General features: G+C 70.8%; 7 protein-coding genes. 1 reads left to right on the top strand and 6 read right to left on the bottom strand.

What is annotated here, in order from left to right; all coding sequences use genetic code 11:
- Window positions 1-13: 13 nt before the first annotated feature.
- The 5 genes from ACWER9_RS12710 to ACWER9_RS12690 all read right to left on the bottom strand — a co-directional run bounded on the left by ACWER9_RS12710 (window position 14) and on the right by ACWER9_RS12690 (window position 9,121).
- Window positions 14-1,594, bottom strand: a complete 1,581-nt coding sequence (locus ACWER9_RS12710; protein ID WP_452301961.1) for a nitroreductase family protein — start codon at window positions 1,592-1,594, stop codon at window positions 14-16.
- Between the two features lie 36 nt (window positions 1,595-1,630).
- On the bottom strand, window positions 1,631-3,550 hold the full coding sequence (locus ACWER9_RS12705; protein ID WP_452301960.1) for a TOMM precursor leader peptide-binding protein: 1,920 nt from the start codon (window positions 3,548-3,550) through the stop codon (window positions 1,631-1,633).
- On the bottom strand, window positions 3,540-5,723 hold the full coding sequence (locus ACWER9_RS12700) for a TOMM precursor leader peptide-binding protein (protein WP_452301959.1): 2,184 nt from the start codon (window positions 5,721-5,723) through the stop codon (window positions 3,540-3,542). Before ACWER9_RS12700 ends, ACWER9_RS12705 begins: the two co-directional genes overlap by 11 nt.
- A gap of 66 nt (window positions 5,724-5,789) precedes the next feature.
- Entirely contained in the window at window positions 5,790-7,541 is a 1,752-nt protein-coding gene (locus ACWER9_RS12695) for a BTAD domain-containing putative transcriptional regulator (RefSeq protein ID WP_452301958.1), read from the bottom strand.
- A 320-nt stretch (window positions 7,542-7,861) separates the two neighbouring features.
- A complete protein-coding gene (locus tag ACWER9_RS12690) occupies window positions 7,862-9,121 on the bottom strand; it encodes an amidohydrolase (RefSeq protein WP_452301957.1) in 1,260 nt (419 codons plus the stop codon).
- Window positions 9,122-9,335: 214 nt separating this feature from the next.
- Here ACWER9_RS12690 and ACWER9_RS12685 point away from each other — a divergent pair, with 214 nt between their 5' ends.
- The gene (locus ACWER9_RS12685) at window positions 9,336-10,376 is read left to right on the top strand and encodes a LuxR C-terminal-related transcriptional regulator (protein ID WP_452301956.1); all 1,041 of its coding nucleotides are present in this window, start codon (window positions 9,336-9,338) and stop codon (window positions 10,374-10,376) included.
- A gap of 209 nt (window positions 10,377-10,585) precedes the next feature.
- On the opposite strand, the gene ACWER9_RS12680 is transcribed toward ACWER9_RS12685, so the two are convergent.
- Window positions 10,586-12,061, bottom strand: coding sequence for an RICIN domain-containing protein (locus tag ACWER9_RS12680; protein WP_452301955.1), 1,476 nt, complete (start codon window positions 12,059-12,061; stop codon window positions 10,586-10,588).

Raw genomic sequence — 12,061 nt, 5'->3', positions numbered from 1 at the left:
TCGACTCGGTTGGTCAGGCGATGTCATAGCGAAAGTCCGCGGGACGGGCCCGTTCGTGGCCGAGCAGCATGATCAGCAGGGGCGCTTCGCCCGTACCGCCGAGGTCGAGGTCCTCGATGAAGGAGATGTTGTCGAAGCCGAGTGCGACCCCTGCGCCGACGTCAAGCGCCGACGCGGCGGTGTAGAAGTTCTGCGCGACCGCGCCGATCGTGGCGTTGACCAGGCGGTAGCCACGGTCCCCGACGGCATCGAGCACCGCCGTCGTGCGCACGGTCGGCACGATCACGACGCCCGCCTGCTCAAGGTTGTAGTTGGACAGGAAGTAGTTGCGCTGGAGGAACGGCCCGGGCGGGCCCGCCTTCACCAGGTACAGGGCGTGTCCGTGCGGGTCGTACTCGTACGCCCCCGGCGGCACCCCGTCGACGTGGTTGACGAAGGCGTAGAGCTTCGTCAGTGCGGCCGCTCCGGCACCGCTCGCCGCATCGGTGAAGGGCGCGCGGGCGCTTGCCGCCAGCCCGGTGGCGAGCTGCGCCGCGGTCAGTGGCACCGTCGCGTCGAACCGACCGAAGCTGCTGCGCCGACGGCGCAGTGCGCTGCGGACCGGGAGGTCGAGCGCGAGCGGAGGCGGCAGCTCGACCCGCGCGCGGCCGGGCTGCGGCGGATGGGCTACGGCGGCCACCAGTTGCCCGGGTTGGGGTGCCTCGGTGGCGCCCTGCACCGTCCCCGCGTGGATCTTGCTCATCGTGTCGAAGGTCAGCACCGTCCGGGAGCGCTCCTGGTCGCGGTGGCGGACCGACACCCGCGCCGCCGTGCCACCTGACGGTTGCGCCGAGTCCCAGGCCAGCGGTACGACGGCGAAGATGCCCTCCTCGTCGTTCGCCACGCCCAGCAGGTCGGCGATCCGCGGCTCGTCGAACCAGAGCTCCGGCTCCACGACGCGACCACGGGCACCGGCCCACAGCCGCCAGGTCTGCACGATCGTGCCGATGTCCATGGTTACCGCGTGGAAGGAGAAGCTGTTGTACTTGAAGGCGTTCTGCCAGTACTTGACGCCCAGCACGAGGAACTGGTCGTCGTCCCGGCCCGCCCGGGCACCGAGCGCCTCCCGGACGACAGGCGTCACGTCGCCGGTGAGCAGGCGCTGCATCGCGTGGTGCTTGGTCGAGTAGTGGTAGACGCCCGGCGGCATCGGGCCGCTCGGCCCGCAGACCCAGTAGACGCTCACCGGGTAGAGGCCACCGCCCGACGCGGTGCCACGGTTCCAGTTCGCCGTCGTGTACGTCGGCAACGCGCGAAGGTCGGTGTTGGCCTGGACACCGAGGCGACGGCCGACCAGCCCGTACGAGTCGTGCAGCATCGCGGCGAGGAACGGGAGGTCGAACGGGAGCGCCGAGTCCCGACCCGGGCCGTCCAGCCCGTCCTGGACGGTGGCGTCCCCGGGTGGGCTCCCGTCGTACAGGGGAAAGGTTTCCACGCCGGGGAAGTACTTCCCCTTGCGCGGCTGGTCCGGCCAGTTCGGAACGAAGTCCGTCGGCTCCATCAGGACACGACCGCGGTGCATGATGGCGGTCGCGTAGTCATATGCGTAACCCATGTCGGTCCTTGTCTCCTCGCGTGGTGGCTTGCGCTCTCACGGGAACGGATGCGGGACGAGATGCAGGTCCGCGACCTCCAGGTCGTGGTCCCGCAGGCCGGCGGCGGCCAGTGCGGCGCGCATACGCGGCAGGTACGGCGCCCGCTGTCGGGCCCAGCCGAAGTCGATCGGCAGGAGCCCCGGTGCCAGCACGCTGACCGTGTGCAAGCCCAGGTCCCGCTGCTCGGGCAGCGTCTGGTCGACCACCACCACGTCGAAACCCTGCGCGGCGACGTCGGCCACGCAGCGCCGCAGGTCCACGGCGAGGTCGTCGGAGAGCAGTTCGGCGCGGCCGGCGGCCGGGTAGACCTCGGCCATGGCCCGGCTCTCCCGAGGGGCCACGAAGAACGCCGCGTGCTCGGCCATCTCGGGCAGGCCGTACACGAGCGGATGGTCGTGCAACGCCTGGACGTTGGCGAAGTCGACGACCATCGTCCGGTACCGCGCCTCCTCCCGCTCGGTGCGGCTGCGCAGGTTGACCGAATCGGTGGCGATCTCGCAGAGGGCCGCCGCCATCGCCGTCTCCGGGTCGAGGCTCGCTCCAGCTCCGAAGCAGATGGCGCCCAGGCCACCGTCGATGCGGGTCGCCACCCCAACGACGACCGGGATGCCGAAGGTGATCCGGGCGTCGAAGAACCGCGCCCGGTATCCGCACATCTCCAGTCGGTCGACCATCCACCGGGTCTCGGCGCGGGCACTCGTCCGGGGGTCGATCTCCGGCAGCGTGACCCGGCCGTACCAGGAGAGCAGGAACGCATCGCGCTCGACGACCTCCATCAGCCCGTGGTAGGCCGCCTCCTCGGCGCTGCCGCCCGACGCGCAGCCGTTCGAACTCTCCTGCACGAACCGGTTCTTCAACCCTGGCGCGTGGTAGTAGGCCAGGATCTCCGGCACCAGCACCGGCCGGTCGTCCCGCAGCGAGTGACCCCAGACCCACGGAATCGGCCGATCCGGCGCGAACGGTGTCACCCGGGGGTTCGCCGCGTAGAACGCATCGGAGTAGAGACCGCAGACCCGCGGGTCGACCGCAGCGTCGCCGAGGTCGTCGTAGGACGCCGACACCACTGTCCGTTTGGCCTTGGCGCGCATGCCGGCGATCCGTTCGAGCCCTTCCAGAACACCGATCCGGGCGCTGCGGGCGTAACTGTCGGAGTGCCCACCCCAGTACGTCTCCCGCAGGTAGCTGCCCGAGCGCAGCAGGAACCCGCCGCTGACCGCCGAGGTGGACGGTGACACCGGGTCGTAGGAGACCAGGGGTCCGACCGGCCCACACAACGGGTTCGCGAACGCCTCCACCGTGAACGGGTAGTCGTCGACGGACCGCAGCCGGAACGAGTCGGGCGCGGGCTTGCGGGTGGTCCCGCGTGGCGGACGCGCCGCCTCGGGTGTGTCCGGTGCGCTGCGGCCGCAGGACGGGCACTCGGCGTCCGGAACCACCGGGTAGCGGCGCACCGCCAGCACGGCGAGGTCGACCACGTACACCGAGGCGTACCCGTCCCGGGCCGGCGTCGTCCGGCCGACCGCGCGGTGCCGATGCGCGTCGACAAGCGCCGCTACGGCGTCGCCGCCGAAGGCCGACCGGAACGGAGACGGGCCGGCCTGCCGGGTCGGGCCGCCCAGCTCCAGCGCGTCGCGCAGCGAACGCTGCCGAACCGCCTGCCACCGCCGGGCGAGGCACCGGGGGCACGCCTGGTGGCCGGCGTCCCCCGGGAACGGCCCGACGAGGGCGTACTGGCCGTACAGGTGCACGGTCACCGACGCCGGTTCCGGGCCGTCGGTCACGGCCAGTTCGTCCCGTACGCCGAGCGGCACGACCGAGACCGTCCGGTCACCGCCGAGTCGCCGTCGTAGCCGCTCCTCCAACTCGGCGCAGTCGCGCGCCCAGTGCTCCGGGGAGGCCACGAGGTCAGGCCGCATGGGGGCGACCGCCGGTCAGCACGATCCGGGCCGTGTGGAGGCCGCCGACGAGCAGGTCCGGCGGGGTGGTGCGGATCAACAGCACGTCGCCGCCGGCGTCGCGGACCCCGTCCAGCAGGTCGTCCCAGGTGACGTCCGGTACGTCGGCCGGGACGCCGGTCACCGCGAGCACAGCCGGGTCGAAGTCGGCCACGAGGTCGTCCCCCGGGTCGACGTCGGCGTCGCGCTCCCGGCTCAGCTGCACCCGGCCGAGCAGGTCACGCACGGCGATCACCACTGCGGCGTTCCAGGTCAGCTCGCTTCCGACCGTCCAGACGACGCCGCCGGTGCGTGGGTCGGTGGCGTAGGCGATCACCACCGGCGAGGTGCCGAACCGTCCGCCGCGCAGGTTCAACACAGTGACCCCCACACCGGCGTTCGCCGCGGATCGCCGCAGGAAGACGATCTCCGGGTTGTCGACGTCGGACAGCCGCACCGGGGCCACCTCGGCGTGACCACGGACCGCATCGATGATCCGGGTGTAGGCGAGCGCCGACAGCAGGCCCCGCGCGGCCGCCTCGGCGGGGGAAGTCCCCGCCCCGGCACCGGCCGAGGTGGCGATGACCGGCCGGTGGGCGTTGTGCTCGCCGAACGGCCGGACCGCGGCGGCCGGCACGCCGACCTCCTCCTTCGTGAGCAGCGACGTCGCCGTGACGACCGGACCGGCCGCCGGTGCCGTGCCACTGCGCGTGACGATGTCGGCGAGCGGCACCGTCCGGTCCGGCGCGGCCCGTCCGGCGGGCAGCGGGACGGCGTGGTCCACGTAGCTGACGGCGGCCGTACGCAGGGCTGCGAGCCGGGCGCCGGCCAGGGTGTGCAGGTCGAACGTCGCCACCTCCCGGGCGCGCCCGGGGCCGGGCGAGAACCGCAGGGTGCTCACCTTCAACGGGGTCTGGGTCCACTGTTCGTCGCTGAACTCCGCGAAGACGCCGACGTGCGGCTGGATCAGGACCTCGCGGCTGGTCAGTTCGGCAAGCAGCGCCTCGGCCTCGACCTGCGCCTCGACGATCCGGGTGTCGCCGATGGCGAGGTCCGTGGTGACCGGCTCGTCGAGGACCGCGTCGCGGGAGCAGAACTCGCAGGCCGGGTGCGGCAGCAGCGGTTCGGCGACCACGTCGAGCGACTCGAGGTCCTGGATGATGACCTTGCCGGCCGTCTCCGCCGGCAGCGCGCCGGTCAGGGTCCGGAACACCTCGTACCCCAGGAGGTTCCCGATCATCGCGGCGAGCGGCCGGCCGACGGCGGCAGCGTCCCGGCGGGCCGTGGCGAGGGACACGCCCTGCCACAGGTCCGCGGCGGCGGCCGGATCGCCGTTGGCGGCGAGGCGCAGCGCGGCGCACAGCCAGCAGCCGGTGCTGCCGGCCGTCATGTGCGGGCCGATCACCGCGCGCCTGCCGAACGTCCACGCGGTGAGCAGGTGACGCCCGGCCGGCACCTGCTCGCTCAGCAGGTCGAGCGTCTGTCGGGCGCCGGCGGACCCGCCGGTCACGACGACGACGTCGTACGCCGCGAGCTCGTCCCAGGTGTAGCGGGGACCAGCGGCCGGGACGGCTTCGATGTCGACCGGGCAACCCTCGTCGGTGAGCACCCGCGCCTCGGCCCGCACCTCGGCGAACCGGTTGTCGGGGTGGTCCAGGCTCGGCATGACGCCGATGCCGGCGGACCCGTTGCGCACCAGACTCAGGACGCACCAGCGTGCCACCAGGTCGTCGCCCAAGACCGCCACCCGGGCATCGCGGAAGTTCATGAACCGGGCATCCGCGCCGTCGGCGTAGTGATCCACGTACGCGATCTGCGGCGCGAACCGAACGTCGACAGCGGATTGCGCCTCGTCGGTGGCCCGGGTGGACATCGGCACGTCGCGGGCGAAGCCACGCTCGTACAGCGTCCCGACCAGATTGGCGACCATGGCCCGCTGCTCCGCGCCGAGCGCCGCGCCGAGGTCCGCGACCCGGTGGTCGCCGGTGAGGTAGGGGACGACCAGGGTCGCCAGCCGGTACGCGCTCCGGCCGCTCAGCTGGAAACCGCCGAGGGAGTTGTGGAACAGGACGCCGTCCGGCGTCCGGGTGTAGAGAACGTCCCGGCGGATGCGCGGCCGGGTCTGGGCGATGTCGTCGAAGGTCGCTGCGGCCATGGCGGAAGCACCTCTGTTTCTTGTGGGTGACGGCAGGCGCCGTCGGGGCGAAGGTGGGGCCGGCAGTCACGCCGCGAGCGCGGTGCTGCGTTCGCCGTAGCCGTCGACGGCGAACGCCCGGACCAGTTCGTGCATCGTGTAGGTGCCGGAGCCGCCCTCAAGCGCGCCGGCGTCGGCGAGCAGGTCGAGGATCTGACCGGTGGCGGTCGCCGGCCGGTCGAGGACGCCGGCGAGGTCGGCGAGGGTCATCGGCTCGGGGTACGAACACCTGGCGATCCGGACGAGCGCGTCGCTGAGCCGGGGATCGAGTTCGTCGAGCCAGGCACCGAAGGTCCCGGTGATCGACATGCGCGGATCGTCGATGAGGGACATCCGGGCGAAGCGGTCGCCCCGCAGCCAGGTGACACAGTCGGCGATCCGGGTACGTGGGCGCACCTGCAGTCGCGCCGCCATGATCCGTAGGGCCAACGGGAAGTTGCCGCAGAGCGCCGCCAACTGGTGCACCGCGCCGGGTTCGGCTGCGGTCCGGTCCGGTCCGAGCAGGACCGAGAGGAGTTCGACGGCCTCGTCGTCGGTGAACGGGTCGAGCCGATGCACCCGGCCGCCGTGTGTCGCCACCAGCCCGGTGAGGCTCATCCGGCTGGTGATGAGCACGGAGTGCCCACCGTCGAGCGACAGGACCCCGCGGATCTGCTCGGCGTCGAGCACGTCGTCCAGAATGAGCAGGGCCGGGTCCGCCGCCCGGGCGACCTGCAGCCGGACCAACTCGGCGGTCAGCTCCACGGGCGTCCGGGCCGTACCGTCGGGCCGGCGCATCCGGAGCGTGGCGTGGCCTGCCACCGACCGGGCCCGGAGCCGGTCGGCGACGTGCAGCGCCAAAGCTGTCTTGCCGATGCCCGGCGCGCCGGTCAGCACGACCGTCCGCGGGCCCGGCCGACCGTCGCCGAGCCACCCGGTGAGCAGCGCGACATCCGCCGCCCGCCCGGTGAAGTCGCTCGTCGCCATCGGTGGCGGCGGCTCCTCTGTGCGGGCCGTGCCACCGGCGGTGACCGGGGCATCGATCGTCGCGCCGGGCGACGGCAACTCGGCGCCGCGCAGGATCGCGGCCTCCAGCCGTTGCAGCGACGCTCCCGGGTCCAGGCCCAACTCGTCGAGCAGGTACTGCTTGACGTTGCGGTACTCGACAAGCGCCTCGGTCTGCCGGCCGGTGCGGTACAGCGCCTCGATGAGCTGCTCCGCAAAGCGCTCGTGCCCCGGGTGCGAGCGGGCGGCTCGCCACAGGTCGGGCAGCACCTCCCGGCAGCGGCCGAGCAGCAACTTGAGGTCGTGTGCGCGTTCGGACGCCCGCAGCCACTCCTCGGTCAGCCGCGGCGCCTCGTCGCGGCAGAGCGCGTCGGACGGAACGTTCGCCAGCAACGCGCCGCGCCACAGCCCCAGGCCCTCCGTCAGGAGGTGCAACTCGGACTCGGGACTCGTCTCGTTCTCGGCCCGGCCCACCAGGTGGCGGAACCGCAGCAGGTCGAGCGTCCCGGCGTCCGCGACGATGCGGTAGCCGCCCGGCACGGACTCGATCACAGTGCCGGCGATGTCGTGCTTGGCGAAGAGTCGACGCAGGCGGAGAACGCATGTCTGCAGCGCGGCCTTGGCCGACGCCGGCTGTTGCTCACCCCAGATCGCGCCGAGCAGCGAGTTGACCGACACCACCGCGTTGGGGCGCAGCAGCAGGGCCGCCAGCAGCGTGGTCGGCTTGGATGGCGGGAGCACGGCGACGTCGCGCCCGTTGGTCAGGTTCAGTGTGCCGAGGATTTGGAAACCCATGCGCCGAAATGGGGCCGCGCCCGCAGTTTCACCATTCACGAGACTCGTCATCGCGTCGTCCTGCTCATCAGAGACACACCATTTCTCCTCCCACTCGAACCGATGACAATTGCGGGACCACTCAGACCAAGCACCCCTCCTCCGGGGTTGGCGCTTTCGCTCCGCGCTGCTCTCGACAAGTTTGTTGACGGGGCAATAGGAGGGTCAAGGAACGACCGGCGGTAAGAAGCTGCATGGCAGCTTTCCCGCGAATGTCATGACCGCCCCGGGCACACGAATCGCCGCTGGTGGCGGGCGGTCGGCCGGGCCGCCGTGCGCGGTCACCGTCGCAGGTGGGCGAGTGCGGCGTGCGTCATCGCCGAGATGCCGGTCGGCAGCGCCAGCGGCACGTGCGGGGCGAACGCGGGAGAGTGGTTGGCGGGCACCGGGACCGTCGCCGCCGTCGACCATTGACGAGGGCTCGCCACGCCCAGCATCCAGTAGACCGTCGGTATGCCGGAACGGCCGTGCACACCGCTGCCCGCATCGCCGAAGAGCGGGAAGTCCTCGGTCGCCATCGCACGTGGCCAGGACGCGATCCGCGAAGCGCCGAAGGCGGCCTGGTGCGCCGCGCGTACGACAGCCGTGGCGTCGGCATCCGGCAGGTTCACCGGCGAGGAGGAGACGGTGCGGATGTCGGGTTGCCGGTCCACTCCGGATGCCGAACACTCGGCCTCGACTATCCTGGTCACCGCGGTGACCACCCGGTCCAGGGTGGCGGCGGCGAACGCGCGAATGGTCAACCCGATGACGGCGTCGGCCGGGATGACGTTGCCCGTCTCGCCCGCGCGCAGCGAGCCGACGGTGAGCACGGCCTGCTCAGCCGGATCCACCTCCCGGGCCACCACCGTCTGGAGGCGGAGCACGACGGCCGCGGCGATGACCACGGGGTTGATGGCGAGCTGCGGTGTCGCCGCGTGACCACCTCGACCGTGGACCGTGATCTCGAGGGAGACGCTGCCGGCCATCACCGGTCCGGTGCCGAACGCCAGCATCCCCGCCGGAAAGGGCGCGCTGTGCTGAGCGAGGACGACATCGGGTCGGCCGGTCAGGTCGTACAGGCCCGCCGCAAGCATGGCGCGGGCTCCCTGAAGGGTCTCCTCGGCGGGTTGCCCGACGATGGCGACTGTTCCACTCCACCGCTCCCGCTCGGCGGCCAGCACGTCGGCGGCCCCGGCCAGGCAGGCGAGGTGCAGGTCGTGCCCGCAGGCGTGCATCACCGGCACCTCCCGGCCGGCGGGACCGGCGGCCACCTCCCCACTCGCGTACGGCAGGCCGGTCTCCTCCCTGACCGGCAGCGCGTCGAGTTCGGCGCGGAGGACTGTCGGGCCGACGCCGTTCCGCAGAACCCCCACCACACCGTGGCCCCCCAGATCGGTGGAGACTCGATAGCCGGCGCGGCGTAGCCGATCGGCGAACATGCCTGCCGTCCGTGCCTCCGCTCCCGACAGTTCGGGATGGGCGTGCAGGTCGAGGTAGAGAGCGGCCGCGCCCCGGAGGACCTCGCTGCGGTCCGACTGGGGTTCAGGGGCTGGAGTCATCCGGACGTCCTTTTATCCGCGGCGATTCCCTCGAAGGGCGCCGAAAGAAGGTGACCACTCCCCGTCCAGGGCGGGAGAAATTTCCCCGAACGAGTCCCGCCATCGGCAGATGAGTGGAATTGCAGTGGTCGATCGGATCTTGCATCACCGCACGGCGGCTGATAACTTTCGGGCATTTCAATATGTTGAGCTGTCGGGGTGGTGAGGTGACCCGGTGAAGGCTGAGGACCACCGACAGGGAAACCGGCCAGAGGGCGCAATCACTGTTGAAGCGGCCAATCTCTACCAATGGATTCTGCAACGGGGTCAGGTATCCAGTGGGGAGTTGGAGGACGCCACAACCGCCCTTGGCCAGTCCTCCGAGGAGCTGGCCGAGGCCCTGGTCTCGCTGCTGGCGCTGCGGCTGCTGCGGCACGCGCCCGAAGAGCCGGACGTGTTGGTGGCGAACAGCCCCGACGCAGCAGTCGCGGAACTCGTGGCCCCGCTGGAGTTCGAGGTACGTCAGCGCCAGCGCCGGATGGAGGCGCTCGAGGCGACCCTGCTGGCCTTCAACCCGATCTACTTCAACACCCGCCAGGTCCGCAATCGGCGGGAGGCCATCGACATCATCGACGAGGTGGACCGGGTACGCGCCACCCTCGCCGGGATCGCCAGACGGTGCTCGGTCGAGGTCTTCAGCGCCCATCCGGGGGTGCTATCGGACGGCGCCATCGAGGAATCCCTGCCAACGGACCTCGAGATGTTGGCCCGCGGGATTCGAATACGAACGGTCCACCAACATCCGGTGCGTGTCCATCCGCGCATGCGCCCTTTCCTCATGGAGCTCGTCGACGCGGGCTGCGACGTGCGTACCCGAGAAGAGATCACCGACCGGATCATCATCTTCGACCGAGAGATTGCGGTCATTCCGAACATGCTCGCGAGCGGTGCGGTCGTCCTGCGGGAGCCTTCCGTGGTCGACTACCTGTACCGCTCGCTGGAGCAGGTGTGGGCCTCGGCCCTGCCCTTCGAGGACGAGACCACGCCGAACGGCGGTTACGGAGTGGCCGGCGACGACCTGAAACGGGCACTGCTGCACCTGCTGGCGGCCGGCCGGAAGGACGAGTTCATCGCTCGTAAGTTGAGCATCTCGGTGCGCACCTGTCGGCGGCACATCGCGGAGATCATGCATGACCTGGGTGCGGAGAGCCGCTTCCAGGCCGGGGCGCTCGCGCGGCAACGCGGGTTACTCGACGATCTCACCGAGGCGGGGTGAGGACGGCCGCGCCGGTCAGTCCCAACCCGTGGAGTTCCCGCCGCTGAGGTTCCGCATCTCGCTCCCCCTTCCGGTGGCTGTCATCGCCGGTGGTGTCACCTGGCATACCCAGATTCTGCGGGGGCCGGGCGGCGGCGAACAGCCGCAGGAAGCTGCGTGACAGGTTGTTCCGTCCGAGTGAGGTAGCACAACGGGCCCCGGTCGACCCGTCAGACGACGGTGCGGGACCACTGCTGGTTGGCGCCTGTGTTGCACGTGTACTGCTTGAGGACCACCCCGTCCACGGTCGACAGGGCCGGCACGTCGACGCACTTGTTGCTGTGCCGTGCCCGAAGCTGGAAGTAGCCGCCGTTGGTGACCATCTGGAACTGTTGGTTCGTGCCGGTGCCACAGGTGTACTGGACGAGTTCGGCACCGTCGGCGGTCGACGCGCCCACCACGTCGAGGCACTTTCCGCTGTGCCGGCTGATGATGCGCCAGTAGCCGCTGCCGGCGTCCTGGAACTGCCACTGCTGCCACGCACTGCCACCGTACGTGTACTGGCCGACACGTGCGCCGTTGTCGGTGTTCGGCTGCTGGACGTCCATGGCCTTACCGCTGTGCCGCACGTCGATCCGGTAGAACGATCCCGTCGACGGTGGCGGCGTCGTCGGCCCACCGCCGACGGTGTCGCCCCACGCGTACCGGATCCGGTCCGCGCCGGAGGTGTTGCGGACCGTCAGGTCGAGGTCGGTGCCGCTGCCGGTGAGGGCGAACATCGAGTACCAGTCGTAGCCGATGCTGCCGGTCTTGCCGCCGAGGGCGGGCCAGTAGGTGCCGCCCATCTGGTTGTCCCGCATGACCTGGGCCATGGCACGGATGTAGCGCACGAAGTTGTCGGTGCTGCCCGCGTCGGCGTAGTTGCGGCCGTCGTTCATCGGCGCGCCGAACTCGGTCGCGACCGCGCGGGAGGCGCAGGTGCCGAGGCGGGTCTGGATGTGGCTGCGGAAGGCGTCGTAGGTCATCGCGCTGTAAAAGAAGGCGTAGTAGTGGAAGGACAGCAGCGTCGAGTTGAAACGGCTGTCGTTGCAGATGTCGCGCAGGTCCTGGCTGAAGCCGGTGCCGCCGATCAGCACCCGACCGGGGACGGCCGAGTAGTGGTAGCTGAGCCAGTTCGCCGCCACCGTGCGCCACTCCGCCGAGCTGTAGCCGTGTGGCTCGTTCATCGGCTCGAAGTAGACATTGGTGTTCGCGCCGTACGCGTTTGTCACCGTGGACCACATCGCGTTCCACGCGGCGAGGTTCGTGATCCTGCCGCCGGAGGCCGCGCCGTCCTCCCAGTAGGCGAGGATGACCTTGAACCCGCGGGCGGTGGCGGCGTCGATGGCACCTCGGTACGCCTCCCACCAGGCGGTCCCCACCGTGTGCGTGTTGATGGGCAACCGAACTGTGTTGACTCCCATGGTGGAGGCCATGTCGTCGTACAGTGCGTTGGCCTTGGCCCGCACCGTCGCGTTGCTGTCGGACGCGCTCAGGCCCTGCACGACGAGTGGTCCGGTCGTGAAGTTGTCACCAAGCACGGCCCAGTTCATCCCGCGGTACTGGTTGGTGGCGGCGGTGGCCGGCGTCGACGCGACGACGACGACCCCTACCATCGCCGTCAGCGCGGCCACCAGGGCGGCGATCACCCGTCGATGCAGTGCCAC

Source organism: Micromonospora sp. NPDC003944 (genome assembly GCF_053605225.1).
The sequence above is the reverse complement of the archived record's forward strand: the minus strand, read 5'-3'. Positions and strand labels throughout refer to the sequence as shown.